A 25,256-nucleotide genomic window follows, 5' to 3' on the forward strand; every position below is an offset into this window, starting at 1 on the left:
ATCCTATCCTTCCGGCCTGTGCGGCCCGATCCAAAGGAGCGCTCCCATGTTATCTCGTATGCTTGAACAGACGCTCCATCGCGCCCTCACCCTTGCAGGTGAACGCCGCCACGAATACGCCACGCTCGAGCATCTCCTTCTTGCCCTGACCGAAGACACGGACTCCGTAACCGTGTTCAAGGCCTGCGGGATCGATCTCGACAAGCTGCGCAGCGACCTGACCGAGTTCCTCGACAAGGATCTGGCCGGACTCGCCTCGGACCGTCCTACCGAACCCAAACCGACGGCAGCCTTCCAGCGCGTCATTCAGCGCGCCGCAATTCATGTCCAGTCGACCGGACGCGATGAAGTGACCGGAGCCAACGTGCTTGTTGCCCTTTTTGCCGAGCGCGAAAGCCATGCCGTGTATTTCCTGCAGCTGCAGGACATGACGCGTCTCGATGCCGTCAACTTCATCTCCCACGGCATTGCCAAGGCGCCCGATCGCACCACGCGCAGGAGCCCGACAGGGTCGCGCGACAAGGATGAGGGCGAGCGTGAAGAAAAGCAGGGCAAGGCCGCCAAGCCGCAAGAGGCTCTGGCCGCCTACTGCGTCGATCTGAACAAGCGCGCCGAAGAGGGCAAGATCGACCCTCTTATCGGTCGTGACGGCGAGGTCGAACGCACCATTCAGATCCTGTGCCGCCGCACGAAGAACAACCCGCTTTATGTGGGCGATCCAGGCGTAGGCAAAACCGCGATTGCAGAAGGCTTGGCGAAACGCATCGTCGAAGGCGATGTGCCTGAGGTTCTGCTCGACGCCACGATTTTCTCGCTCGATATGGGCGCGCTTCTGGCGGGCACACGCTACCGGGGCGATTTCGAGGAGCGACTCAAGGCAGTCGTTACCGAACTCGACCAGACGCCGGGCGCGATCCTGTTCATCGATGAAATCCATACTGTCATAGGTGCCGGTGCGACATCCGGCGGCGCTATGGATGCATCGAACCTGCTTAAGCCAGCTCTGGCTGCAGGAACGCTGCGCTGCATCGGCTCGACGACCTACAAGGAATATCGCCAGCATTTCGAAAAGGATCGCGCTCTCGTGCGCCGGTTCCAGAAAATCGATGTGCCGGAACCCTCGGTCAGCGACACGATCAAGATCCTGCGTGGGCTCAAGGGCAATTACGAGCGCCATCACAAGGTGCGTTATACCGATGACGCCCTGAAAGCCGCTGTCGAGCTTTCGGCAAAGTACATGCATGACCGCAAGCTGCCGGATAAGGCCATCGACATCATCGATGAAGCCGGTGCATCGCGTATGCTCCTGCCCGAAAGCAAGCGCCGCAAGACGGTGACGCTCAAGGATATCGAAGAGATCGTCGCGAAAATTGCCCGCATCCCGCCCAAATCGGTTTCGACCGACGATCGCGAAACTCTCCGGCTGCTGTCACGCGACCTGCGTAACATGGTATTCGGTCAGGATCGCGCCATCGAAGCCCTCAGCTCGGCCATCAAACTGGCACGCGCCGGGCTGCGCGACCCGGAAAAGCCGATCGGCAATTACCTGTTTTCCGGTCCGACCGGTGTGGGCAAGACGGAAGTCGCCAAGCAGCTGGCAGCCTCTCTTGGCGTCGAGCTGATCCGTTTCGATATGTCGGAATACATGGAGCGTCACTCCATTTCGCGCCTCATCGGGGCACCGCCGGGCTATGTCGGCTTCGACCAGGGCGGCTTGCTGACCGATGCCATCGACCAGCATCCCCACGCGGTGCTGCTGCTCGATGAAATCGAGAAAGCGCATCCTGAGCTTTATAACATCCTGCTTCAGGTTATGGACCACGGCCGTCTGACCGATCACAACGGCAAGACGATCGACTTCCGTAATGTCATTCTGATCATGACGACCAATGCCGGTGCGGCCGATCTCAGCAAGGAGGCTGTCGGTTTCGGACGTACGGATCGTGTCGGCGAGGATGAGGATGCAATCAAGCGTCTGTTCACGCCGGAATTCCGCAACCGTCTCGATGCCATCATTCCCTTTGCCAATCTCACACCCGAAACCGTCGGGCGTGTGGTCGAGAAATTCATCCTGCAACTGGAAGCGCAGCTCGCCGACCGCCACGTCACCATCGAAATCACCTCGGCCGCCAAGGAGTGGCTGGCTGAGCGCGGCTACGATCGCCACTATGGTGCCCGCCCGCTTGGGCGCGTCATTCAGGATACGATCAAGAAGCCGCTGGCAGAGGAGCTGCTTTTCGGTGCGCTTGCCAATGGGGGAGCCGTGCGTATCGGGCTGAAGGACAATGCCCTTCATTTCGATTTCCTCGAAGCCACTCCGACCGCGAGCAAAAATGGCGAGGAAGATTCGGATGAGAAATCCGAAGCAACCAGCGATAACTGACAGCCCGGTTATCGACCAGCCAAAGCCTCGATTGGCCAGTTGGTCGATCCAAAAAAAGCGGTGGGATCCCCCACCGCTTTTTTTATTCGTAACGCGTTCCGTTGACAGTCACTGAACCCGGCGTCGACCAGTGACGCCCTGTGCCATGATGGGTCCAGTCTATGCCCTGACTGCGGGCTGAATCGAAATAATAGCGACCGACGATTTCCACCTGGTCACCCTTTTGCACCCACGGCCAGAGAGGAGCATTCATACGATCGAGATCGGAAACGATGCGTATCGTACGTCCCGGCGCGACTTCCATAATGAAATAGCCATGCACACCGCTATGAGTCCGGCGCGCCCGTCTGGTGACAGAGAAAACCTGCCCGCACACATGTTCGGGAAGATCGACCCGGGTCGGTCCCGTTTGCATGAAACCGGCCTGATCGGTCATGAACTTCTGATTATCGCAGGCCCCTCCCCCAGACTGGATCTGGCCCTGTGCCTGCGCCGGCGCGATGAACAGCGCGGCAAGAAGCCCATAAAGGGCAACCGCGCTGGATTGCTTGAGAGACGGAATACGCACTGGACAGCTCATTTCTTGTGCAAAGCATCGGGTTTATGGGCGGCCTTGGCGCCAGTCTTGTCGCTCTCGACAAGAACTTTCGGATCGTCCTTCGACGCCTTGACCTTGTTATTCTTGATTTTCATTGGCTCGGTCACAGTCTTGACCACATGCCCTTCGGTCTCGCCGTTACGCGTATTCCAGGTGACATCGTCACCCTTCCTGAATTTACTCGATGCCATGACGCCGGTCCTTTTTCGTGAGTCAGGCGAACGCGGCAGATAATATCGATGTTGCGTATAGGCGGTTCAAAAGCAAAAAAAAACCGCCCCTATGGGGCGGTTTTCAGCACGTGGCGCATTGGCCAGCTCAGGCTTGGACAGGAGCCTTGGCAGACTGCTTGTCGAGAATGGTCTTGAGCAGCGCAGGGAACTCGGACAGATGCCCGATGCGCAGAAGACCGGGCCAGCTCGGAGCCGGCTTGCTCAGATCACGCAGCAGAACACAGGCCATCCCGGCCCGTCGAGCAGCTTCCGCACCTGTATCCGAGTCTTCCAGCACGATGCACTGCTCAGGCGGCACGCCTTCGAGTTCTGCCGCATGAAGATAGAGATCGGGCCGCGGCTTGGGCATATCGAGATCGCGTCCGGAGTGGATGCGCTCTTCCTCCAGAAGCTCATCCAGCCCCGTGCTGGAGAATTTCGCTTCCATTTCGGCGCCTGAAGAGTTCGAGCCGATCCGGATGGGAAGGCCCAGGTCATGCACGCGCTGCAGCATTTCATGCGCGCCATCGATGGTCTCGGCTTCGGTTTCCATCATTTTGACAATGCGGTCCTGCATCATCATGTCCCAGTTGTCGGGCATTTCCTTACCGGTCTCGCGTCCGATGCGCTCGCCAATTTTCACCAGCTCGCCGCCCGTGAAAATCTTGTGTGCTTCGGCATTGGAGATGTCCCAGCCATAATGACGGGCTTCTTCAGCCATCTTGGCCGTGGAGAGATGCTCTCCGTCGACGAGCACGCCATCGCAATCGAAAATGACGAGTTTAAGCGTGCCGTCCTCGCGCAGGGCGGCGGGAATCTCGGTAGCCGTTGCAGGAGCTACTGTCATGGTATTGTCCTCTCTCGTTGTGTGCGGGCACCAGCAGGCGCTTCCTGCACTCAGGGTTTGGGCAATCACGAAATCGTGTGTATGACTTCAAGATAGGGATGCAAACGTGAATTGCAAGGATAAAATGACAAAAAATGTCTGGGACAGCAGATAATGCGCCTGACAATCCTCAATTGGTGGAAGCCCCGACAATATCATGAGAGATAACATTTTGCGTGTTATTCGTGTGAATAATGGTCATTCTTCCAGATGAATGACAGATAGATGGCAGCATCTGAAATTGTCATTCAGATACTTTGTTTTTCATATTGTTGTTCTAATAAATGCAAATATCTATTGTATAGGCCATGCATTTCTCAGTAACCCCATGAGGGTCGGCAGATCTAGAAGCGATCAGTGCATGATTGCGTTGCCCTTGCGTGAGATCGCGCTCAAGGCTTTGCGGTTTCGAAACGATCGGTTAAATTTCCTGTAGTATTCCCCGCCCGAGAGCCCTTCGCTTTTATCGCGCCCCTTCCCCGGCACACGAAACGTCTACCGTGACAATCACCCCACCGCAGAAACATCCCCCTGCACACCGAGTGCGATATTTCTGAATGGCGCGGCGACTCCCTGACGGCGCAATGCAACCGGCTTCAAACATCCTTCCCTGACGCGGCACCCTTGCATCGTGCTGCCTTGGTTGCGGGCATCCTGATGTTTGCATCTTTTATTTTGCCGCGTCTTTCTTATGGGCAGCCCGATATAACACCCATTCTTCGACGACCCGTCCGTATGCGAGATGGCAATAGCCAACATCACCATCTTTCTCATGGCGGATTTCGAGTTTTCCGCCCTGTTTTTCGCAATAGACCGAAGCTGGATTGGCAAGCATCGCCCGATGTCTCGGTGCATGATCGGCACCGCATCCGGTGAGCAGCGATCCCATCGTCATGACAGGAGCCAGAGCCAATGCCGTACGCCAGAATTTCATCGTTATCATCCTCCCTGCAGCGTGCTCGAACAGGCCATCGTCATGACAAATAGAGAACCAGACGTCGAGACCACAGGATGCCCCTTCTTCCAAAGACGGACCATATTCCCTGAGCAGGCATGACATCGGATCTGAGAGCGACTGTTCCTTTCGGCCATGAAAGCGCATGACTGCTGAGACGAGACCATGCCCTGACGCGGTTGATCGCGTCACCTTGTCGGTAGCGCTGCGCGGTATAACTGCGGAGCCGGAATACGTTGCACCCGGATTGCCTTAGAGGGCATCCCTGACGGAGCTTTTGCTCACCATAGCGTGTTCAAGCACACTCAAACTTGCACGCTCCCCCTCCTTCCCCATGCCTGAATTCCCCCGTCTTGTGTGCCATCCCGCCCTGCCCATTCCGGTTTGCAGGCGCGCTGACAAGGAAAGTCGAAACTATGGATATGGGTCTCAAGGATAAGGTCGCGGTCATCACAGGCGGCAGCGTCGGCATCGGTCTGGCAGTGGCGGAAGGTCTCGCCCGGGAAGGCGCACATATCGTGATGGTCGCCCGTGACGAGGCACGCCTGAACGACGCGGCAAGCCGGCTCGCCAGCGATTTCGGGGTACGCTGCCTGCCTGTTTCCGCAGATGTCGCAACGCCCGAGGGAATTGCGCATATCGTAAACGAAACAGAGTCCGCTTTCGGCGGCGCTGATATTCTCGTCAATAATGCGGGCACGGGATCGAATGAAACGATCATGGAGGCCAGCGACGAGAAATGGCAGTTCTACTGGGATCTGCATGTCATGGCTGCAATCCGTCTTGCGCGGGGCCTTGTGCCGGGCATGAAGCGTCGCGGCGGCGGGGCCATCATTCACAATGCGTCCATCTGCGCTGCCCAGCCACTGTGGTATGAACCGATCTATAATGTGACCAAGGCGGCGCTGATGATGTTCTCCAAGACGCTATCGACTGAGGTCATCAAGGATAATATTCGCGTCAATTGCATCAATCCCGGTCTTATCCTGACACCGGACTGGATCAAGACAGCCAAACAGCTGACGCAGGAGAGTGGCGGAGACTGGGAAAACTACCTGCAATCCGTTGCTGACGAACATGCACCGATCAAGCGTTTCGGCTCGCCTGAAGAACTGGCGAATTTCTTTGTCTTCCTCTGTTCAGACAAGGCCTCCTACAGCGTAGGGTCTTCCTGTTTCGTCGATGGCGGAATGCTTAAAACCCTTTGATGCATAGCAATGCGACGTTACCCGTATTGTGAGAAAATCATGCCAGCCAGTCTCTCCCGGCGCTTGGGAGAGACGTGCCCGGCGCTGCACCGCGCAACACGAAAATCCGGTGCGATCGTGAAGGATATTGAACGATGAGTGATACGAAACGCTTTGCAGGCAAGACGGCCCTCGTGACCGGCGCTGGGGGTAATATCGGCCTCGCCGTAGCGCGGCGCCTCGCGAAGGAGGGGAGCCACGTCGTGCTGCTGGACCTCGACCAGGCCAAGCTCGACGAGGCTGCGAAGAGTCTCGCCGGCCTCGGGGTCAAGATCGGGACCGCCCTGTGCGACGTCACCGATTATGCCAGCGTCGAAAAAGCGGTCGATGACGCCGAGAAGACGGTCGGCCCCATCGACATGCTGTTCAACAACGCCGGGTATCAGGGCGCATTCGCACCGATCCAGGATTACCCGGTTGAGGATTTTCAGCGCGTCGTCAACATCGATCTGGTCGGCGCTTTCCATGTTCTGCGCGCCGTGTCACGTCGCATGGTCGCACGACGCACGGGCAGCATCGTGAACACGGCCAGCATGGCTGGCTTGCAGGGTCCGCCGAATATGGGGGCCTATGGATCGTCGAAGTTCGGCGTCGTGGGTCTCACGCAGGTGGCTTCGAAGGACCTTGCACCGCATAATATCCGCGTCAACGGCATCGCCCCCGCCCTTATGGGGCCGGGCTTCATGTGGGATCGTCAGACAGAGCTGCAGGCCAAGACCAATACCCAGTATTTTTCGACAGATCCCGAGACTGTGAAAAAAGAGATGATCTCCAGCGTTCCGATGCGTCGCCTGGGCGATATCGAAGAAATCCCGGGCACGGTCGCCTTTCTGCTGAGTGACGATGCAAGCTACATCACCGGCGTCACCATGCCGATCTCCGGCGGTATTCTCTAAAGTCTTCGAAAACCCATGCGCAGTGCTGCTGCGCATGGGGGCGTTATCAAGCAGCGCCATGATGCGACTGCCCCACGTACGGAGATCGACTCCCCAGACCGTTTCCTTTCGACGCGCACAGGGATGACATGCGCCATTTACGAAAACCGGCCTGAAGCTTTGCATCGATTGCGCGGGAACAGCCATCCCGCCCCGCTCTGTCTATCAGGTCATGACAATGTTGCAGATATCTGCGCCGGTTCACGGCATGACTGCCGCATGACTGATGCAACTGCAGTCATGAGCTGCTTCAGGACGCCATAGCAAGCAAAGAGCTGGCCAGACATTCTTCCTCTGCTTGTTCGAGATAGGGGCCGGCTGCGAGTATAGTCACCATCATCAAAGAGGGCGAGGTGTCGCAAACCCCATCCAGATCGAGCCGCGCCCGCCCGGCCGTCCAGCGGCACAGGCTGTTTTCGTAGCCGTGCCATCCACCGACCGGCCGTTGAGCAAGATGATACTTACAGGCTCGCGTTCCTCTGCTTCCGTATACCGTGATTTCGCCGATCAGAACACCCAGATCACGACGATCATCGACAAAGGGCCCTATCGTCGTGCTCGGCTTTCCTGTGCGTGAACAAATCCAGACGGTTCTGACACCTGCTGGAAGTTCGAAAACATATCCCTTATCGGTCCGCCGCAGGGGGCGGATGAAGATCTTCGGGCCGATTTCCAGGTGAAGATCGGGGTCCTCTGTCATCGCGATGGGCTTCCTTCCGACCGCCATGCTCAGGCTCTGCGCACGCGCGCGCAGCTTGTCGTACAGAGGCTCAACCAGCGATCGCGCGATACCGAGGGGTGCAGCAGCATCGGTCTCCCATCGTTTCAGAGGCTTGAACGTCGCGCCGATAACATCTCCCGACTGGGAGTAACCGGACCGATTTCCCGTATCGAGAAATGTCTCGGTAAATGCACCATTTGCCTTGATGACGGCATGGTGCTCCGTTTCGATATGGTACACATCGAAGGTCACATTGGGATCGATGACGATACTGCTGCCATTGACGAGCATTCTCACCGGAACGAAATGCCGTTCGAGATAAAGACAATGCTCTGGCGTAATGAGCAGATCGCTGGAAGGAACATTATCAGCCAGTGCATGAGCACGCACCCTGACAGGACGCTCGGCATCAGAATAAGCGTGGACCGTCCGCTTTCCGACCCAGCATAACGGCTCGTTCGTGATGCTGCCTTCCCGATATGCAACAACCTTGTCGCCGATCGATAATGTCTCGACCGGAACCGGCCCATCAGGAGTTTCGATCAACGTACCCCTCAGAAAACAGGCAACCGCAGTGAGGGCGCCTATATAAATCGTCGTTCCGTTGACATTCTGGAGTTCGACGCGCTTGTTCAAAGGGTATCCGAACGGATTTCCATCGAACACGATATTGACAGTCCGCTGGTCACGAACGAATTTTATAAAAAACGAGATCGTCGTAGTTGAGCCATCGAAAAACGCAGTCATGCGTATCGTGCCATACTGTGCGAACAGCATATATTCCAGTTTACTGCCCACCTCCACGGGAGAAACTACCCTGAAGGTCTTTACTTCACCCGGCCGGGTATAGGGCGATGATCCAATGATACTTACTTTTACGGTTCCGTTCGTAAAGTAAGCCTCGCCGTCTCCGTAACAATCATCGTTGACGCGAGACGTCATGTCCGATGCTGAGAGCATTGCCAATTCACTCTCGCCCGAAGAAGAAAAGATTTCCGCCGGATTCATTGAATCTTCATTGTCGTTTTCTGACATATGTATAGCCCCACGCTGCAATCTATCAGAATTTCCTATCATACAGGGTGATTTTATCAACTCTTTATTAATATAAATCCTCAATCTATCCAGTTTTGTTATTATCTATACTTGCAGATGTTGTTTGCATTGAATAAATAATCGTTTTTTATTTAGCAACCGAGACCATTAAAAAACCTCTTATGCGCCTGAGTGGTCGAATGAAGGGTAGATCCCAGGGGTCTTGCTCCTCCCGCCGATCCAATAAGCGCAGTGCCGCATGATCGGACATCGAGTTGGGATAATCCGGAACCGATGCCAGCATTTTTTCCGACGGAAGCTTACGGCCTCGTGCAGGAATGCGAGACTAATCCTGCATGCCCCGCACAGAGAGGGATATGCCATGCACTGTCTCTGCAGTATTCAGCTTGCCAGACTATCGCCATCAATAGCGGCCCTGAGCGACGCATCCTGCCTTGATGAATCAAGCCTGCGAGCAGCACAGGAATGAATAGACTGCCGTATTAGTCGGATCGTCCATGCATCCATACAGAGCTGAGCAAAGCTGATGCGCAGAGACGTATGTTAGCCAGAGTATATTTTTCGTAGCGACCAGTCGCTTCCGCAGGCAGAGAGCAGTTTACTGGCCCTTCCCTGCTCAAAAAAGTCCCGTCTGGCCAACAGGTGTTTACCCGGAACAGTTGCGCTCTGTACTCCAGCACTATGTCGGAAACTGGGTCGGCGTACGAGTTGCAGCCCATCGGCGGCGCAGATTATCCGAAGCCTGCAGGCTCGACGGCCGAGGCATCGTTGGAGGCGGATCGAAAACCCCCTCAGACAGATAGCGCAATGCGCTGATTACCCCTGCGTGCGAAAACGGCTTGGCAATGACCCCATGCGCACCCGAGAAATCCTCCGGAATTTTGGACACATTCGCGGTAAGGAATACGATCAGCGCTTCAGGCCAGCGTTGCTGGATATGAGCACAGACGTCGAGCCCGCTAGACCCTTGAGCAAGGTGCAAATCGACGAGCGCCAGCTGGGGGTTGAGTTCGGCAGGGAGAGCCTCGACCTCGTCCAGCGAGGCTGCCGTGCCTACAACATCATGACCGCTATCGCTGATAAGCGCTTCCATATCCATCGCGATGATCATTTCATCCTCGACAATGAGGACGTCCATAGGCGTACTCATGTAGATGCCTCACCACCCGGGAAAGTTATGGTCACGCAAGTGCCTGGCGCATTGTCGCTCCACCTGACATCGGCCTGCACCTGACGGGTAAGACGTGTGATCAGCGCCGCGCCGATGCTTTTGGTGCGGCGTACGGAAGGCATACCCGGCCCATCATCGCAGATACGGATCGTTCCAGTGCCGTTTTCGTTTCCGGTGAACAGGGACAGGCTCCCCGGTCGTCCATCGGCAAATCCATGTTTGATCGCATTTGTCAGGATCTCGTTCAGAATCAGACCAAGCGCAGAGGCATGGGCCGAAGCAACGAGAAGCGAGCGGACATTGAGTGTGAGATTGATATCTGTCCGACCGCTGGACCCGATGATGTCGCGCGCGAGATTCTCGGCGAAGCACCCGATATCGAAAGCCCTGATATCCTCTGACTGGTAAAGCTGACGATGAACGACTGCCAGCGCATCCACACGCTCGAGCATGCTGCCCAGTCTGGACACAATGGCAGGATCGTCGATCGTGCGCGCCTGAAGTCTCAGCAGCGAACCGATCATGGTCAGGTTGTTCTTCACCCGATGATCGACTTCATGAAGAAGGATCGTCTTGGCATCGAGGGCATCGCGCAAATCTGCCGTGCGCCGTTCGACTTCGCGCTCAACAAGAATTTTCTGCTGGCTGATGATCTGCTGTGCCTGCACGCGCTCGGTCACATCCAGCTGCGAGGCAAAAAAGAACCTTATCTCCCCTTTGTCATCCCGCACAGGCGATAGATAAAGCGCATTCCAGAATGTGGAGCCGTCTTTACGATAATTGAGCAGATCGACATCGATGTCGTGTCCGTTTTCGATTGCCGTTCTGACGCGCGCTACAGAGGCGGCGTCGGTGTCCGGCCCCTGAAGAAAACGGCAATTTCTGCCAATGATCTCTTCACGGTCGTAACCGGTGAGTTCCTGAAACGCGACATTGCAGAACACGATCGGATTATCGTCCTGCCCGGGGTCCGTGATCACCATCGGCATTCTGGTCGCACGCACTGCCGCCGCGAACGGGTCGCCACGCCCCTGCTGGTAATCCAGCTCGTCAGTCAGATGCCAGTCGTCGCGCTGCTTCATGAAATCCTCCGGTGACTGCCGGAGGGCATCACGTGAAGATCAAACGACAGGCCACGGTGAGGGTTTCACACCTTCCCGGCGATCCATCTTACTTCGCAAAGACTGACCTCTGTGCCGCGTGACCCAGGATATCGGCCTATCCAGGAGCAGCAACTCCAGCATAAAGCACGGCGTGATACTCTGCTCGATAAGCGGACGAAATCTGCACTTTACATATGCAGGATACGGTGCGGCACGTGATGGACCCGATCTGGTGAAAGAGAAGGCAGAGCGACCACCACATCCAAGCGGACAACCGACTGTCTTTGCCTTGACGCGGAAATACCGTGAATACCGCCCCAGTCCGTTCAATCCAGCCGAACACGGTAAGTCCTGGCGCTGGAACGAGGGCGTTGCACGTTGTTTGTGCCGTATACAGAATGCCCCGAGGGAAACATCCCCCAGTCCATACTCAAACCTGCCGATCAGAAGCCAATTCATGGCAGTTCGTAAAGTAGTTATGGGACATATTATAATATTTTCATGTTTATTATTATTAACAGAACCAAAATAATAACGAGGGAATAACCTTGTTAGTCTGCACAGGTTAACTCAGTCGTCCGCCGTTGCGGACTGATATGGAGCATTGAATGATGCAGACAAAAATTCTCGCGGTGTTCGACACTGTGTCTCATGCACAAGCCGCCATCGACGACTTGCTCGGATGCGACATTCCGGCCGCTGCTATCCACCAGTTCTGCATTCCGAAGGGGGTCGACCCTCTCGACGCAATCAAGCCGCAGAACGCCTTTCATCGTCCCAAGGGTACATTCACCTGGGTGATGGATGACCCACCGCCGGCCAATGTTACCGGAGAGATCGAAGTTCTTCATTACGAAGAAGGACGACTGGCCCATGAGCGTGCTGTGATCGTGGTCGAATGCGCACCTACCGATCAGACACGTATCGAGGAAGTCCTGAACGATCATACCTCTCTCGAAGTCGGCATTGTCTCGATCGACCTGCCCGCAAGAAAGAAGTTCGACTGACTCGCCAACCTTGGTCCGGCATGAGGACGCTCTGCCGGATCAGGTTTTTTTCCTTGCGACGTTCTGAATACCAGGTGGATAGCCGCATTTCAGTTTCAGGTGCCTGTAGATCTGACGGAAGCCTTATCACGCCTCCAGATACGTGCTGCATATGTGTCGCACCCATATGCCCAGCTTGATGCCCACAAGCATCCCGGAAGCTTCTCCGAAATCTCGACATCATCGGATCGTCTGTTCCAACCAAACGGACCACGCTAGCTGGACATCCCTGTGTCTGGCGATGAAAGCTCAGGCGCTCACACGAGCCTCCCCCACAAGCCAATTCAGAGTTCATCAGGGCATGACGCTACGACAGCATTGCCCGAACAGACTCATTCTTGTGCCGAAAGATCCCGCCCTTCCGGGGTGTCGACTACGGAGAACAGGCAACGATAACCCGCCACACACGGGTATAGTGCAGCTCTTGCAACAGATGCAGGAATCATTACCCATCTCGTAAAGTGGCCCACATGCGATGATTTAATCCGATCGTAAACAAGGCACTCGGTTACGGATCCTCAGGAGCTAAGGAGCTCCCCAAAAGCGAATCCGGTTGTCACCAGAACTGGAGTAGACATCAAATGGCATAAGACGCGGGATTACAGCGTTTATGCTTGATACATCTTTATGACGACGCCACACATTCACGGCCTTGTCACTCCGTCGGCTCACGAACAGAACGACACTCCAGGCTGCATCAGGAGACAGGTCAATAGCCTGAATGACGCGCACACAGGACGGAAGCTGCGGGCATCGAGCACGTGAACCGCCCAGGACCATGTCCGCATACCGGAAGCCTCCCGGGCCGCTGAAAGCAAATGGGGCTGAGAGCTAGACTGTCCTGTATGGGCAGACGGCGCGCAAATCCCTGCAGCGCTTCAGCAAGGAGTCTGTTTTAAGCCATATCGAGAACGAAAAGGCGCCTTCTGACATGTCCAAATGAACACAAGACACAGAAGGCCTTACAACAAATTGTCAGGGAAATCATGGTGCTGCTAGCGAGGATTGAACTCGCGACCTCTCCCTTACCAAGGGAGTGCTCTACCACTGAGCTACAGCAGCAACTGGAGCGCTTCGTAGCTTCTCAGCCCGAAAGCTGCAAGCCCCTGAAAGCGCTTTTTTTTAAAACTCTCAGTCGTCGCGATGAATTTTTTCCATCCGCTCGTGACGTTCCTGCGCTTCGATCGACATGGTCGCGATAGGACGTGCTTCCAGACGGCGCAGGCCGATCGGCTCACCGGTTTCTTCACAGTAGCCATAGGAGCCATTCTCGACGCGCTGCAGGGCAAGGTTGATCTTGCCGATCAGCTTGCGCGCCCGATCGCGCGTTCTGAGTTCCAGAGCACGATCCGTCTCGACACTTGCACGATCTGTCACATCTGCCTCATGGATCCCGCCTTCCGACAGGCTGGCGAGAGTCAGATTGGCTTCCTTGAGCAGATCGTTGCGCCAGCGGAGCAGCTTCTGCCTGAAGAATTCCACCTGGAGCGGATTCATGAACTCTTCGTCGTCGGAGGGCCGATAATCCGGTGGGAGCGTGATCATGCACGTCTGTCCTTAACGCAAGTCTTTTTGTGACCTGCCGCGCCGTGCTGCGCCCTGGATCAAAAAAGGGTCTGAACCCGTATCCTGAGCATAACGGTATGGCTGGTTTGGCGCGGCTTATACCTGCGTGTTCAGCATTCGCCAAGCCCGAACTTATAGAAACGCGCAAACTGCACATGGCGGTTTTTGAAAAAACCATGAATTCTGCCACTGCAATAAAACGGACATATAAAACTCGACAGCTCTATATTTGAAGGCAAAGCAATAAACCCACATCCTGATTGCAGGCAGTCACGCACACCGGACGAAGCATCGCCAGAGTGGAATCATTGCGGCATCAGCATATTTTCGAGGTGTAGCTTTACCTCTTGCAGGCAAAGCTTTGGCTTTTCAGATCACACCCGCTACGCAGCACCGATCCTGCCGGACATTACGGACCGGTTCTTGAATTCCGCAACGTCATACGACTGTCTCGTAGCGCTCCAGATGCCATGCTTCGGGTTCTGCAGCGGCAAGCCGTGCCCATTCTTGCATGAGCGGCTGGGAGAGCATGGCAAGACGATAGGCCTCGGCCGCCGGGGATAGCGCGATTGCATAAGACGTAAAGCGCGAAACAACCGGTGCGAACATGATGTCGGGAATTGTCATCTCTGCACCGAACAGAAGATCGCCTCCCGCTCCGAAACGCTCTCGTGCTTCGGTCCAGATCCGGTCGACCCGCGCAATATCCGCAGCCACCTCATCACTCATCGTGTTCCGGGGGCGTCTCTCTCGCCCCAGATTCATGGGAAGAGCCTGTCTCAAAGCCCGGAACCCCGCATGCATCTCAGCACTGATACTGCGGGCCATGGCGCGGGCTATACGGTTTTCGGGCCAGAGCGCCGGGGCGAACTCTGCGCAGTAATCGCAGATCGCGAGGCTTTCCCAGATCTGCGCACCCTGATGCTCAAGAAAGGGTACGAGCCCATTGGAGGAGAGAGCGTGGATTTCGCTCGTTTGCCCCGCCCCTTGCAGGGCGATCACCTCGTCCTGCACATCCAGCCCGGCGGCCCTGACGGCAAGCCAGCCGCGCAGCGACCATGAAGAATAGCGACGTGTGCCGATAACGAGACGATCCAAGGCAGACCCCTTCTAGGCGAGAATAAAGCCTCCACCCAGAACCCTGCTTCCCTGATACAAAACGCAGGCCTGGCCCGGTGCAGGCATGGCTGCCTCATCCAATACGACGCGCGCGCCTCCCGCAAGGGGATAGACCCAGGCCTCACGCGTAATTTCACGCGCCCTGATCTGCACATGACAGCGCACACCAGCCTCTGGAGGATCGATCAGCCAGTTCATGTCGCGCAGGGCGAAATCGACGCGTCCTGCGTTCTCTTTCGGCCCAACGATAATACGCCGTGTTGTCGCGTCGATACGCTTGACGATCTGGCGACGGCCGTCCTTCGTGTGGATATCGCCAAGGCGCTTGCTCTGCCCGACCGTATAGCGTGCAATACCCTCGTGCTGACCCAGAACGCGCCCTGTCTCATCGACAATCTCGCCTGTACCATGTGTCTCCGGACGAAGCTTCTCCACAACAGAGGCATAGGTGCCGGTCGGCACGAAACAGATATCCTGACTATCGGGCTTGGCGGCGATGGAGAGACCGAACGCCTCGGCTTTCTCTCGCACGGCGTCCTTGTTCGGCATATCGCCAAGGGGAAAGCGCAGATAGTCCAGCTGATCCTGTGTCGTGGCAAAAAGGAACCACGACTGATCGCGCGACAGATCGGAAGGGCGATGCAGCTCCGTGCGTCCTTCACTCTCGATGCGACGCACATAATGACCTGTCGCCATCGCTTCGCAGCCAAGATCGCGTGCCATGCTGAGTAGATCGGTAAACTTGACGCCCTGATTGCAGGCCACACAGGGCACAGGGGTCTCACCACGCGCATAGCTGTCAGCAAAGCTCGCCATGACGCTGCTGCGAAAACGCTCTTCGGCGTCGATCACATAATGCGGTATGTCAAGCCGGTCGGCCACAGCGCGAGCGTCGAGGATATCACGCCCGGCACAGCAGGCCCCTGGCTTGGATACAGCCTGACCGTGATCGTAGAGCTGAAGCGTGGCCCCGATGACCTCATGCCCTTCCTGTTTCAGAAGGGCGGCCACTACGGAACTATCCACGCCTCCTGACATGGCAACTAGGATACGCATGAGGTCTCTCTACAGACGTTGAATGACGATGACGTTGAGGATCAGGGAAGTTAAGGCTCAGGACGACTTGGGCAGACGAACGACCAGGCCGTCCAGCGCATCGGTCATAACGATCTGACAGCCCAGACGGGAAGTCTTTTCGAGGCCGAAAGCCAGATCGAGCATATCTTCCTCGTCGTCGGTCGGGGCGGAAAGCTTGTCGGCCCATGCTGGATCGACCACCACATGGCAGGTGGCACAGGCAAGCGATCCTTCGCAGGCCCCTTCAAGCTCGATATCGTGCTTGTGTGCAATTTCGAGAACGGAAAGACCGACAGGTGCGTCGACTTCCTTGCGGGTTCCGTCCTGCTCGACAAAAATCATATGTGGCATGTTTTGATTACCCTGCTTCTTCGTTACGAGGCGCGATAGACCTCGCAGGCGGCCTCCCGGAACCGATCCAGGGCCTGCACGATCTCGCGCGTGGAGGTAAAGCGTCCGACCGCCATACGCAAGCATCGTGCTGCGTCTTTCGCATCGAGCCCCATGGCCGTCAGGACATAGGACGGAACGATTTCCGCCGAGGTACAGGCGGAACCCGTGGAAACCGCCACATCCGGCATGGCCGCAATCAGCGCACGGGCCTCGATCCCCTCAGGCAGGCAAAGGTTCAGTGCGCCGCTCACTCTCGGCGCGTCCTGTCCGTTCACTTGCAGACCGGGAAAGATCGTCTGCAAGCCTGCGAGCAATTCTGCACGCAGGGCCCCTGTGCGCGTTTCATCGCTCTCACGCATTTCGCCGGCAAGAGAGAGCGCCTTGCCAAACCCGACAATCAGCGGCGTTGGCAGTGTGCCGGAGCGCAGGCCCCGTTCCTGGCCACCGCCAGAAAAAAGCGGTTCGAGGCGCACACGCGGGCGATGCCTCACATACAGGGCCCCGACCCCCTTGGGACCGTAGATCTTGTGTCCGGAGATCGACATCAGATCGACCGCCTCGCAGGAAAGTGCGGTCTTTCCCACCGCCTGGGCGGCATCGCTGTGAAACAGAGCGCCCGCCGCTCTCACCATTGCGCCAAGCCCGGCGATATCCTGCAATACACCGGTTTCGTTATTGGCGGCCATGATGCTGACCAGCGCAGTCGGCACGGTCAGTGCTTCGGCCAGCACCCCGGGATCGAGACGACCGTCGTGCATCACAGGCAGAATGACAGGCTCGAATCCTTCACTGGCGAGCGAGCGTACGGATTCGAGCACGCATTTATGCTCCGTCGCGACAGTAATGACCCGACGTCGCGTGGTATTGCGTCGCGCGAGATGACGTACTGTCCCTTTGATGGCGATGTTGTTCGCCTCGGTAGCACCGGAGGTAAAAACGATTTCTCTCGGCTGGGCGCAGATCAGACCGGCAACCTGCTCTCGCGCCAGCTCGACCGCCCGCGCTGCAAGAAGTCCTGCCTCGTGGGAGTCGCTATGCGGATTGCCGTAATAGTCGCCAAACCAGGGAAGCATCGCCCCGACCACTGCGGGGTCGCATCGTGTCGTTGCCTGATTATCCAGATAGATCATGCTGCCTTGCTTCCAAGACGCGCGGCCATCGACTGATAAGCCGCAATAAATGCCTCGATCTGCGCCTCTGTCGTATTCCATGGTAGCGAGACACGTATGGCACTGGCCGCCCCCTGACCGAGTCCCATGGCCTGCAACACGTGAGAAGCGGACACCTTGCCCGATGAACAGGCAGATCCTGTCGAGACCGCAAAACCTGCCAGATCAAGCATCATCAGCTGCGTCTGTGCAGGCACCCCCCATAGGATCAAGGAGGTCGTATTGGGCAGTCTCGGCGCAATGCGGTCGCCTGCAATACGGGCTCCGCTGGCAAGAGCGGCCTCGTCTATACGGTCGCGCAGTCGCGCTATGACCGACCAGTCCTGCTGTCGGGCAGCCTCATAGGCAGCCACCATACTGGCGATGGCAGGCAGAGGCTGTGTGCCGCCGCGTCGCCCCCGCTCCTGCCCACCTCCCCTGATCATGGGAGGGATATGCCCTTCGGCCCCCAACACAAGTGCTCCCGCTCCCATGATCCCCCCGGCCTTGTGACCCGAGATCGCAAGGCTGGTCAGTCCAGCGAGGGAGAAAGGCAGGCGCCCTGCAATCTGCACGGCATCGACATGGAGTCTGGCATCATATCGGGCGCAGACGGAGACAATCGCATCGATCGGATGCAGGATACCTGTCTCATTATTGGCCGCCATCACACATACCAGGGCCGGCCCGTTCTGGCGCAGCGCCTGTTCTAGCGCCTCCAGACAAAGCCTGCCATCCTCATGTACCGGCAGAGTCACGGCCTGCGGAGAAGCCATTCTGATGGCATCGTGCTCGGTCGCACCGATCAGAAGGCGACGCGCCTTGTCCGGACCGGCATCGCCCTGGCCGAAAGCATGGACCGCCAGCATGTTGGCTTCTGTCCCCCCGGACGTAAAGACGATCTGCTCGGGACCGGCTTTCCAGTACCCGGCGAGCCGGTCGCGTGCCTCTTCGAGGATACGCCTTGCCTGCCTTCCCGGCCCATGAACGGAGGAAGGATTGCCTTTCGGATCGAGCGCGTCGAGCATGGCTCGCCTGGCTTCGTCGCGAAGGATTTCCGTGGCATTGGCATCAAGATAAACGCTCATCGGCCTATAGATCGGTTTGTAATGAGGAAGCGCAAGTCAAAACCACAGAAGACGGAAATGACGTGTTATGACGATTTGTGTGGAATTCCACCCCTCGCCCTCGTTATACACAGCGCCAATGATGGCGTGATGAGCGATCCGGGACGTACCATTCCCGCCCGGGGTCCTGCGCCACTTCCGGGGGATATCGATGCGATATCCTCTCACCGTTGAGGAGCTAGTCCATGCGCGTTTCAACGCCTGCCGAATCCCTATATGGTTTTCATGCCCGACCAGCTTCTTTTGCGATACGTGCGCTTACGGCCCTTTTCCGCTGACGACATCGCGCCATTCATCATGACCTGATCCTGTCGGCTTTCCGGGCGATCGTTGCTCCGGATTGTCGGGATCAGTTTCATTTCCCATAAAAAACACAACACTCCTGCCGCGGTTTCACGCGGACAGGAGTATAATTCGGAAGCATTTTGATGCCAGAAGTCATGTTCGCCGGCCCTGATGGCCGGTTGGAGGGTCGCTACCACCATTCTGATGAGCCCAATGCGCCGCTCGCTCTGGTCCTGCATCCTCATCCGCTGCATGGCGGCACCATGAACAACCGCATCACCTACACGATGTACCGGTCGTTCGAGAAAATGGGTTTTTCCGTCATGCGTTATAACTCGCGCGGCGTAGGACGCTCGCAGGGTCGCTATGACGGCGGTATCGGCGAGATTTCGGATGCGGCTGCCGCGCTCGACTGGATGCAGATGGTCAATCCGAACTCCAGCGAGTTGTGGATTGCCGGCTATTCCTTCGGTGCCTTCGTTGGCATGCAGTTGCTGATGCGTCGCCCCGAGATCAGTGGCTGGATCAGCGTTGCACCGCCAGCCAATGATTACGATTTCGGCTTTCTTGCCCCCTGTCCCTGCGGTGGCCTGATGATCGCCGGAGACAAGGATGACATGGCCCCGGAGCCCGGCATCAAGAAGCTAGTCGACAAGCTCAATACGCAAAAGAACGTCGAAGTCGATTATCGCGTATTCGAGGGCGCAAATCATATCTTTGCCAGCGAGGCAGAGAAGGTGGCATTCGCTCTCGAGGATCATGTCACGGTCATGCGTAACCGTCGCGTTCTGGCTATCGCTGCCGACTGAACGACCGATCCGCAAACCAATCAAGGCGGGGCTGGTCCCCGCCTTTTTTGTTTTTTATGCCTCATCACCCTGCATGGTCGGATTTCCTGCGGTTTCGTGCTAGGAGGCGCACCCTGTAACCGTACTTCAAAGTGGATGAACCGATATGGCAGAGCACGCGCTGAAAAGTCCTTTCCTGAAAGAGGCTGACGCTCGGGGCTATATTTTCCAGTGCACAGATCTCGCCGCTCTCGATGAGGCAATGTGTACCGGACCGGTAACAGGCTATATCGGGTTCGATCCGACAGCGGACTCCCTGCATGTGGGCAATGCGCTTTCGATCATGATGCTGCGTCTGATGCAGAAGCACGGTCATCGTCCGATTGCCCTGATGGGCGGCGGCACAGCCAAAATCGGCGATCCCTCGTTTCGTGACGAGGCACGGGCTCTGATGAGCCCCGAGAAACTTGCGCATAATCTCGGCGGCATCGAAGTCAGCCTGCGCCAGTTCCTGGATTTCGGCTCCGGCCGCAGCGATGCCATCCTCGTCAACAATGCCGACTGGCTCGACCGCCTGTCCTATATTGATCTGCTTCAGGATGTAGGCGTTCATTTCTCCATCAGCCGCATGCTTTCCTTCGAGAGCGTCAAGCAGCGGCTTGACCGTGAGCAGGGACTCACCTTTCTCGAATTCAACTATTCAATTCTGCAATCCTACGATTTCCGCGAACTAAACCGTCGTCACGGAGCCGTATTGCAGATGGGCGGGTCCGATCAGTGGGGCAACATCGTGGCCGGTATCGATCTTGCCCGACGCACCGACGGCAAACAGGTTTTCGGTCTGACCACCCCGCTGGTTACGACAGCCTCCGGTGCCAAGATGGGTAAATCGGCCAATGGTGCCACCTGGGTCAGTGCAGAAAAGCTGCCCGTTTTCGAATACTGGCAATTCTGGCGTAACACCGAAGATGCCGATGTCGGACGTTTCCTCAAGTTCTTCACCGATCTCCCGGTCGAGGAATGCGAACGCCTTGGGGCATTGCAGGGCGCCGATATCAACGAAGCCAAGAAAGTCCTTGCAACTGAAGCCACCGCAATCTGTCACGGGCGCGACGCCGCACAGGCCGCTGCGGAAACGGCTCGTCAGGTTTTCGAAGCTGGCACCCTCGTGGCAGATCTGCCCTCGCGCGATCTGCCGCGCAGCGCCCTTGAAGCAGGCATTCCGGCTTTTCGTCTTTTCGGCGAGTCAGGACTTGTCGCGACGAACAGCGAAGCACGACGCCTCATCAGAGGGGGCGGCGCTCGCCTCAACGACCTGCCGGTCCAAGACGAAAACAGGGTGATTGGCCTCGAAGATATCGTTGATGGCGTTCTCAAGCTCTCTTCCGGAAAGAAGCGTCATCTTCTGCTCAAGCCGGTCTAACGAGACAAACTGATATGCCGGGGAACCCTTCCCCGGCTTTTACGAGCCATACGTCAGAACCGACATCAGCTAAATCGGCTAGATTGTCACCACCGAGAATGTCTCGTATGAAAGCTGGCATGCTGACCAGGCCATTTCGCGATCCCCTATGACAGTCAGGTAGCGTGAGGCATCGTCCTGTATTCCGCAAGTTGTCCCGCGACAGCGCGCGCGCAACCGCCCAGGTGCCGTTACTGCCTGCACTCGCCCCTCTTCCAGATCAAGAAAAAGCCTCTTCCCCAATACGGAGATACAGGGATAGGCAATCCTGTCGACATAAGTCAGGCTGACAGGTGTGGCGTCGCCTTCCATCCATAAGACATTCGAGCTTGTGAATTGTCTTCCCCCTGCGGAATACCCAAGCGTCCTCCCGCGATGATCGAGCATCACTGGAACACCCATAATCGGGTGGTCTTCCCCTTCCGGTTGATAAATGCCTGATGCGTGATAATCGACAAGACCACGCAGAAGAATTTGCGCTTCGCTCACGTAGCCTTTTCACTCAGACGAGTGCAGACCCTGAATAAAAGTGTCTCATCGCGCAGAATATCCCGAAACTGGAAATCCTCTCTTAAGCAAGGACTGACGAGTATATCATAAACAAGTTTAGGGCGCCTGTAACAGCCGTTGGCAATCCGGTTATAGAGATTCGTCGTGTTCGCTTGGCGAAAAAGCGATGTCGCTTTCTGCAGTCGCCATGCACAGTCTTCCGCAGTATCGGGCCCGACCAGCATGTCGATTAGCTCTTTGAGATTACGACTTCCTTTGAGACTTCATAAACTATATGACCAGCGCTTGGAACGTTGGTTGACGCCACATCGACGTGTGGACGATCACGGGCATAATCGAGCCAGTGTTCGACTGTATAAGCATCCCCTTGGTGAGCCCGGTCAAAGAGGGCAAATATGCTTCCGTGAAGATCGTCGGGTTTTAGCCCCATACCGCGCATGGACGGTTCGCATAGCGCTGCCCATTCAGGAATAGCGTTTCCCTCCTGATCGTCTATGGTCAGTTGCAGTCCTAATGCTAAAGTCCTCTTCAAAGAAGTAATTCTTGAATACTTGATTGCAGCGTGCGCACCGGCAGAAAGACCCATAGTGATTACCTGACTATATTTTACAAAATCTGCCGCATAATACGTAGTGCGGTATGCATGTTGTGTAAATAATACCAGTTTTTCTTGCGTGTCGTAACAACCAAACAAGTTATATCATATCTTTCAACAATATATTTTCCAAAGTAAATCGATTATGCGCTTTCTTCATGGCCAATACCCATGAACATAACCAGGATATAATCTGTTTTTCCATCAACACAAATAAAAACAATGTCATCGCTATCAAAAATAATGCAGATGCTCATTTTTTCATTATATTTATTGTCTTTCGATATTTTTATGAGCCAATAAAATATTTCTACAAATAAAGAAGAAGACCGCTCCTTACCCCCAGCCATGCTCCCCATAAATAACTTCTTCTGACCGTCGCCCTACTCCAAAACGACTCGAATTCTCGCGTTAGCTCCACTAATCACTTTTGCACAGGTAGCACATTTCTCGGCTTCTGAATGAGGCAGCACCGTGCCACATAACCTGCAAGTAATCCCGCGTCATTTTTGAGCCATGACACAGCACACTGTCGAAGCATATTGCGACACTTCATTCTGATCATGAAGTTCATTCCGACAGGAGATCTGTATGGTTCGCCGCTCCCCCACCCAATCACTCTGGCGGTACGCCCTGAACGATCTGTCTGGCCTCGTTTTTGCCGCGTTGTGGGCCATACGCGGCACAACAGCACTCCGATTACCGTTGCCCACATGCCTTGGGCTTATCACTGGGATCACACTCGTACTTGCATGGGGGTTCCTTGCCCGTGATCTGACATCCCGACGGCCCGAATACATCCATGACCCTGTACTTGCCAGACGCACCCGCCTTTTGCGCTTCATCCTCCTGTTTCTCAGCGGGATGGGGCTTTCGGCAATCCATCGCCCCGATCTTATGCTCGTCACGACCGGAACAATCATCGGCGGATCCTATGTTCCATTGGGCCGATCAATGAACGAGCCGGTGCATACGTGGACCGGGATTGCCATCGTTGGTCTTTCCCTCATCGCCCTAGCCTTTTCCCCATCCATACACGGGGGTATTGCAGGCCTCGGAACGGCGCTCTCTTTGTGGGTTGGCGCAGCAATTCGGTTGGGGCGTGGCAGGATAGCTAAACTTACAATCCCCGCGACAATCGAAACATCGGCAGAGAACGTACATCGATGAAGCCCGCTTCGCAGATTATCAGGCGAGGATTCTTTGGTATCTATCTCCTGCTTTATCCCCTGCCCTGGCTCGCCACCGGAACAGGGCCAATTGCCATCGTTGCGTTCTTCGCTGGCGCTACGCTCTTCATGGTGTTGCCTGCGCTTACTGCCGGCCTCAATGCACCGGTTATCTGGCGTATTGCCGGTTATGCAGCGATCGGCACTGCACTCATTCCTTTCGGTGGGTATTGGGGAGTCTTTTTCATCTCAGCCGGGGCGACATGCGGTGCCATCGAAAACAGAAGGCATGGTCTTGCTCTTCTGATTGCCTCGATGATCGTCTATCTCCTGCTGGGTATTCGTGTTCATGAGACCGTGATCGGTGAGGCGATTACGCTCATCGTTACAACAGGCAGTTTTGCCGGAACACGGATGGCGGTGGACCTTAACAGGCAGAACATTGCTCTCGCACGGGCTCAGGCAGAAATCCGTGCCCTGACTCTCCTCGCCGAACGAGAGCGTTTCGCACGCGACCTGCATGACACGCTCGGTCATTCACTGACCCTGATCGCAATGAAATCAGATCTCGCCTTGCGTTACATCCCCCTGGGACCGAACCTGGTTGAACAGGAACTCCGCGAGATTGGCGAAAAGGCCCGGGAGGCACTTGCCGAAACACGCTTCGTCGTCTCAGCCATGCAAATCAGGACACTTACCGAAGAATGCGCTTCGGGCACCGCCACGCTGCGGAATGCCGGTATAGAAGTCGAGATCGAAGGCGATATCGCGTCGATACCGTCACGATATGACAACCTTCTGGCTGGCTGCCTGCGTGAGTCCATAACCAATATCCTACGTCATACCAAAGCAATCCGCTGCGCAGTGAGCTTTGCACGCAGTCTGGAGGGCAAGTACCGCATCACGATCGAGGATTTCAACGTCAGTCATGTCGGCCCCGCCCATCAGAACATTGATATTTCGTTATCATTCCGGGAAGGAAATGGTATAAGCGGCATGCGTGCACGGCTTGCCGAGGCGGGAGGGTCTCTGAACCTTCTTCATCGGCAGGACGGGACGACACTCGTCATCACGCTCGGAGATGCCTCATGAGGCAAAAACTGCGCCTCGTTCTGGCTGAAGATCAAGTCATGCTTCTCGATGCACTGGCTGCGCTGCTCGCCATGGAGCCGGATATCGAAATCGTTGGCAAGGCGCGTCATGGCAGGGAGGCTCTCGACCTCGTCAGGTCCGCGCGTCCGGATATTCTCCTCACCGATATCGAAATGCCGGAAATGAGCGGCATAGAGATTGCCGAGACCCTTCAGGCGGAAAAAGCCAGAACGGTAGTGGCGATTATCACGACCTTCGCACGCGCCGGGTATATGAAGCGGGCACTTAATGCAGGCGTCAGGGGTTATCTCCTCAAGGATGCGCCTGTGAGCGCGCTTGCCGATGCCTTACGCAATGTCGGACGCGGCGGGAGGGCCATCGATCCAACACTTGCACAACAGGTATGGGATGCGACGCTCGATCCGCTGAATTCCCGTGATCGGGCCATACTACGCATGGTTGAGTCCGGCCGCTCGACCGAACAGATTGCGACCCTGTTCGAGCTTTCGCCCGGGTCGCTTCGCAACTGCTTCTCAGACATCATCCAGAAAATAGGAGCCCGCAACCGGGTCGAAGCCAGCCGGATTGCACGCCGGAACGGCTGGCTCTGAA

24 protein-coding genes and 1 tRNA gene are annotated in these 25,256 nt (G+C 56.3%); 9 read left to right on the forward strand and 16 right to left on the reverse strand.

Going from position 1 to position 25,256, the window contains the following annotated elements; translation table 11 throughout:
* The first annotated feature begins 46 nt into the window (after positions 1–46).
* A complete protein-coding gene (clpA, locus tag NF685_RS04590) occupies positions 47–2,383 on the forward strand; it encodes an ATP-dependent Clp protease ATP-binding subunit ClpA (RefSeq protein ID WP_252848759.1) in 2,337 nt (778 codons plus the stop codon).
* Between the two features lie 82 nt (positions 2,384–2,465).
* Here the strand turns inward: clpA and NF685_RS04595 are convergent, their stop codons facing one another.
* The 4 genes from NF685_RS04595 to NF685_RS04610 all read right to left on the reverse strand — a co-directional run bounded on the left by NF685_RS04595 (position 2,466) and on the right by NF685_RS04610 (position 5,013).
* Positions 2,466–2,951, reverse strand: a complete 486-nt coding sequence (locus NF685_RS04595) for a DUF3465 domain-containing protein (RefSeq protein WP_252848760.1) — start codon at positions 2,949–2,951, stop codon at positions 2,466–2,468.
* 8 nt (positions 2,952–2,959) lie between these two features.
* On the reverse strand, positions 2,960–3,172 hold the full coding sequence (locus NF685_RS04600) for a hypervirulence associated TUDOR domain-containing protein (RefSeq protein WP_252848761.1): 213 nt from the start codon (positions 3,170–3,172) through the stop codon (positions 2,960–2,962).
* A 127-nt stretch (positions 3,173–3,299) separates the two neighbouring features.
* Complete coding sequence (locus NF685_RS04605) at positions 3,300–4,040, reverse strand: HAD family hydrolase (protein ID WP_222548013.1); 741 nt, start codon at positions 4,038–4,040, stop codon at positions 3,300–3,302.
* A gap of 709 nt (positions 4,041–4,749) precedes the next feature.
* Entirely contained in the window at positions 4,750–5,013 is a 264-nt protein-coding gene (locus NF685_RS04610; protein ID WP_252848762.1) for a putative hemolysin, read from the reverse strand.
* A 437-nt stretch (positions 5,014–5,450) separates the two neighbouring features.
* Here NF685_RS04610 and NF685_RS04615 point away from each other — a divergent pair, with 437 nt between their 5' ends.
* Both NF685_RS04615 and NF685_RS04620 read left to right on the forward strand, forming a co-directional pair.
* Positions 5,451–6,242, forward strand: coding sequence for an SDR family NAD(P)-dependent oxidoreductase (locus tag NF685_RS04615; protein ID WP_252848763.1), 792 nt, complete (start codon positions 5,451–5,453; stop codon positions 6,240–6,242).
* Positions 6,243–6,376: 134 nt separating this feature from the next.
* Positions 6,377–7,177 carry an SDR family NAD(P)-dependent oxidoreductase gene (locus NF685_RS04620; RefSeq protein WP_252848764.1) on the forward strand — a complete coding sequence of 267 codons (801 nt, stop codon included), beginning with the start codon at positions 6,377–6,379 and terminating at the stop codon, positions 7,175–7,177.
* A 289-nt stretch (positions 7,178–7,466) separates the two neighbouring features.
* Here the strand turns inward: NF685_RS04620 and NF685_RS04625 are convergent, their stop codons facing one another.
* The 3 genes from NF685_RS04625 to NF685_RS04635 form a co-directional block, all read right to left on the reverse strand.
* The gene (locus NF685_RS04625) at positions 7,467–8,972 is read right to left on the reverse strand and encodes a Hint domain-containing protein (protein ID WP_252848765.1); all 1,506 of its coding nucleotides are present in this window, start codon (positions 8,970–8,972) and stop codon (positions 7,467–7,469) included.
* A 700-nt stretch (positions 8,973–9,672) separates the two neighbouring features.
* Entirely contained in the window at positions 9,673–10,131 is a 459-nt protein-coding gene (locus NF685_RS04630; protein WP_222548017.1) for a response regulator, read from the reverse strand.
* Between the two features lie 8 nt (positions 10,132–10,139).
* Positions 10,140–11,246, reverse strand: a complete 1,107-nt coding sequence (locus tag NF685_RS04635; protein ID WP_252848766.1) for a PAS domain-containing protein — start codon at positions 11,244–11,246, stop codon at positions 10,140–10,142.
* Between the two features lie 629 nt (positions 11,247–11,875).
* Here NF685_RS04635 and NF685_RS04640 point away from each other — a divergent pair.
* Positions 11,876–12,274 carry a hypothetical protein gene (locus NF685_RS04640; RefSeq protein WP_222548019.1) on the forward strand — a complete coding sequence of 133 codons (399 nt, stop codon included), beginning with the start codon at positions 11,876–11,878 and terminating at the stop codon, positions 12,272–12,274.
* Positions 12,275–13,300: 1,026 nt separating this feature from the next.
* Here NF685_RS04640 and NF685_RS04645 read toward each other — a convergent pair.
* From NF685_RS04645 to NF685_RS04675, 7 genes are all read right to left on the reverse strand, one after another.
* Positions 13,301–13,375 (reverse strand) — tRNA-Thr (locus NF685_RS04645).
* A gap of 69 nt (positions 13,376–13,444) precedes the next feature.
* Entirely contained in the window at positions 13,445–13,858 is a 414-nt protein-coding gene (gene dksA / locus NF685_RS04650) for an RNA polymerase-binding protein DksA (RefSeq protein WP_222548020.1), read from the reverse strand.
* Positions 13,859–14,317: 459 nt separating this feature from the next.
* Positions 14,318–14,977 carry a glutathione S-transferase gene (locus NF685_RS04655; RefSeq protein WP_252848767.1) on the reverse strand — a complete coding sequence of 220 codons (660 nt, stop codon included), beginning with the start codon at positions 14,975–14,977 and terminating at the stop codon, positions 14,318–14,320.
* Positions 14,978–14,989: 12 nt separating this feature from the next.
* Positions 14,990–16,054, reverse strand: coding sequence for a tRNA 2-thiouridine(34) synthase MnmA (gene mnmA, locus NF685_RS04660; RefSeq protein ID WP_222548022.1), 1,065 nt, complete (start codon positions 16,052–16,054; stop codon positions 14,990–14,992).
* 57 nt (positions 16,055–16,111) lie between these two features.
* Positions 16,112–16,426: a ferredoxin family 2Fe-2S iron-sulfur cluster binding protein gene (locus tag NF685_RS04665; protein WP_222548023.1), complete on the reverse strand. Its 315-nt coding sequence runs from the start codon at positions 16,424–16,426 to the stop codon at positions 16,112–16,114.
* A gap of 23 nt (positions 16,427–16,449) precedes the next feature.
* Positions 16,450–17,598 carry a cysteine desulfurase family protein gene (locus NF685_RS04670; RefSeq protein ID WP_252848768.1) on the reverse strand — a complete coding sequence of 383 codons (1,149 nt, stop codon included), beginning with the start codon at positions 17,596–17,598 and terminating at the stop codon, positions 16,450–16,452.
* Positions 17,595–18,704 (reverse strand): cysteine desulfurase family protein, encoded by a 1,110-nt coding sequence (locus tag NF685_RS04675; protein ID WP_252848769.1) that lies wholly within the window; start codon positions 18,702–18,704, stop codon positions 17,595–17,597. The genes NF685_RS04670 and NF685_RS04675 overlap by 4 nt, the downstream gene beginning before the upstream one ends.
* Positions 18,705–19,171: 467 nt before the next feature.
* Here NF685_RS04675 and NF685_RS04680 point away from each other — a divergent pair, with 467 nt between their 5' ends.
* Both NF685_RS04680 and tyrS read left to right on the forward strand, forming a co-directional pair.
* Positions 19,172–19,837 carry an alpha/beta hydrolase gene (locus tag NF685_RS04680; RefSeq protein WP_222548026.1) on the forward strand — a complete coding sequence of 222 codons (666 nt, stop codon included), beginning with the start codon at positions 19,172–19,174 and terminating at the stop codon, positions 19,835–19,837.
* Between the two features lie 145 nt (positions 19,838–19,982).
* On the forward strand, positions 19,983–21,239 hold the full coding sequence (gene tyrS / locus NF685_RS04685; RefSeq protein ID WP_252848770.1) for a tyrosine--tRNA ligase: 1,257 nt from the start codon (positions 19,983–19,985) through the stop codon (positions 21,237–21,239).
* Positions 21,240–21,317: 78 nt separating this feature from the next.
* Here the strand turns inward: tyrS and NF685_RS04690 are convergent, their stop codons facing one another.
* Positions 21,318–21,767 carry a hypothetical protein gene (locus tag NF685_RS04690; RefSeq protein WP_252848771.1) on the reverse strand — a complete coding sequence of 150 codons (450 nt, stop codon included), beginning with the start codon at positions 21,765–21,767 and terminating at the stop codon, positions 21,318–21,320.
* 250 nt (positions 21,768–22,017) lie between these two features.
* Positions 22,018–22,482: a hypothetical protein gene (locus NF685_RS04695; protein ID WP_252848772.1), complete on the reverse strand. Its 465-nt coding sequence runs from the start codon at positions 22,480–22,482 to the stop codon at positions 22,018–22,020.
* Positions 22,483–22,974: 492 nt separating this feature from the next.
* Between NF685_RS04695 and NF685_RS04700 the strand changes: the two genes are divergently transcribed.
* The 3 genes from NF685_RS04700 to NF685_RS04710 are packed head-to-tail and all read left to right on the forward strand — an operon-like array spanning position 22,975 to position 25,255.
* Complete coding sequence (locus NF685_RS04700) at positions 22,975–23,553, forward strand: hypothetical protein (RefSeq protein WP_252848773.1); 579 nt, start codon at positions 22,975–22,977, stop codon at positions 23,551–23,553.
* Positions 23,550–24,644 (forward strand): sensor histidine kinase, encoded by a 1,095-nt coding sequence (locus NF685_RS04705; protein WP_252848774.1) that lies wholly within the window; start codon positions 23,550–23,552, stop codon positions 24,642–24,644. The genes NF685_RS04700 and NF685_RS04705 overlap by 4 nt, the downstream gene beginning before the upstream one ends.
* Positions 24,641–25,255 (forward strand): response regulator transcription factor, encoded by a 615-nt coding sequence (locus tag NF685_RS04710; RefSeq protein WP_252848775.1) that lies wholly within the window; start codon positions 24,641–24,643, stop codon positions 25,253–25,255. The genes NF685_RS04705 and NF685_RS04710 overlap by 4 nt, the downstream gene beginning before the upstream one ends.
* Position 25,256: the final 1 nt, after the last annotated feature.

Source organism: Asaia lannensis NBRC 102526, from assembly GCF_024054035.1.
Taxonomy (GTDB): domain Bacteria; phylum Pseudomonadota; class Alphaproteobacteria; order Acetobacterales; family Acetobacteraceae; genus Asaia; species Asaia lannensis.

What these genes read in the sequence shown, in the direction of transcription:
- clpA (WP_252848759.1), top strand. Translation starts at nt 47, where the DNA reads ATGTTATCTCGTATGCTTGAACAGACGCTCCATCGCGCCCTCACCCTT.
- NF685_RS04600 (WP_252848761.1), bottom strand. Translation starts at nt 3,172, where the DNA reads ATGGCATCGAGTAAATTCAGGAAGGGTGACGATGTCACCTGGAATACG.
- NF685_RS04605 (WP_222548013.1), bottom strand. Translation starts at nt 4,040, where the DNA reads ATGACAGTAGCTCCTGCAACGGCTACCGAGATTCCCGCCGCCCTGCGC.
- NF685_RS04610 (WP_252848762.1), bottom strand. Translation starts at nt 5,013, where the DNA reads ATGAAATTCTGGCGTACGGCATTGGCTCTGGCTCCTGTCATGACGATG.
- NF685_RS04615 (WP_252848763.1), top strand. Translation starts at nt 5,451, where the DNA reads ATGGATATGGGTCTCAAGGATAAGGTCGCGGTCATCACAGGCGGCAGC.
- NF685_RS04620 (WP_252848764.1), top strand. Translation starts at nt 6,377, where the DNA reads ATGAGTGATACGAAACGCTTTGCAGGCAAGACGGCCCTCGTGACCGGC.
- NF685_RS04625 (WP_252848765.1), bottom strand. Translation starts at nt 8,972, where the DNA reads ATGTCAGAAAACGACAATGAAGATTCAATGAATCCGGCGGAAATCTTT.
- NF685_RS04630 (WP_222548017.1), bottom strand. Translation starts at nt 10,131, where the DNA reads ATGGACGTCCTCATTGTCGAGGATGAAATGATCATCGCGATGGATATG.
- NF685_RS04635 (WP_252848766.1), bottom strand. Translation starts at nt 11,246, where the DNA reads ATGAAGCAGCGCGACGACTGGCATCTGACTGACGAGCTGGATTACCAG.
- NF685_RS04640 (WP_222548019.1), top strand. Translation starts at nt 11,876, where the DNA reads ATGATGCAGACAAAAATTCTCGCGGTGTTCGACACTGTGTCTCATGCA.
- dksA (WP_222548020.1), bottom strand. Translation starts at nt 13,858, where the DNA reads ATGATCACGCTCCCACCGGATTATCGGCCCTCCGACGACGAAGAGTTC.
- mnmA (WP_222548022.1), bottom strand. Translation starts at nt 16,054, where the DNA reads ATGCGTATCCTAGTTGCCATGTCAGGAGGCGTGGATAGTTCCGTAGTG.
- NF685_RS04665 (WP_222548023.1), bottom strand. Translation starts at nt 16,426, where the DNA reads ATGCCACATATGATTTTTGTCGAGCAGGACGGAACCCGCAAGGAAGTC.
- NF685_RS04670 (WP_252848768.1), bottom strand. Translation starts at nt 17,598, where the DNA reads ATGATCTATCTGGATAATCAGGCAACGACACGATGCGACCCCGCAGTG.
- NF685_RS04675 (WP_252848769.1), bottom strand. Translation starts at nt 18,704, where the DNA reads ATGAGCGTTTATCTTGATGCCAATGCCACGGAAATCCTTCGCGACGAA.
- NF685_RS04680 (WP_222548026.1), top strand. Translation starts at nt 19,172, where the DNA reads ATGCCAGAAGTCATGTTCGCCGGCCCTGATGGCCGGTTGGAGGGTCGC.
- tyrS (WP_252848770.1), top strand. Translation starts at nt 19,983, where the DNA reads ATGGCAGAGCACGCGCTGAAAAGTCCTTTCCTGAAAGAGGCTGACGCT.
- NF685_RS04700 (WP_252848773.1), top strand. Translation starts at nt 22,975, where the DNA reads ATGGTTCGCCGCTCCCCCACCCAATCACTCTGGCGGTACGCCCTGAAC.
- NF685_RS04705 (WP_252848774.1), top strand. Translation starts at nt 23,550, where the DNA reads ATGAAGCCCGCTTCGCAGATTATCAGGCGAGGATTCTTTGGTATCTAT.
- NF685_RS04710 (WP_252848775.1), top strand. Translation starts at nt 24,641, where the DNA reads ATGAGGCAAAAACTGCGCCTCGTTCTGGCTGAAGATCAAGTCATGCTT.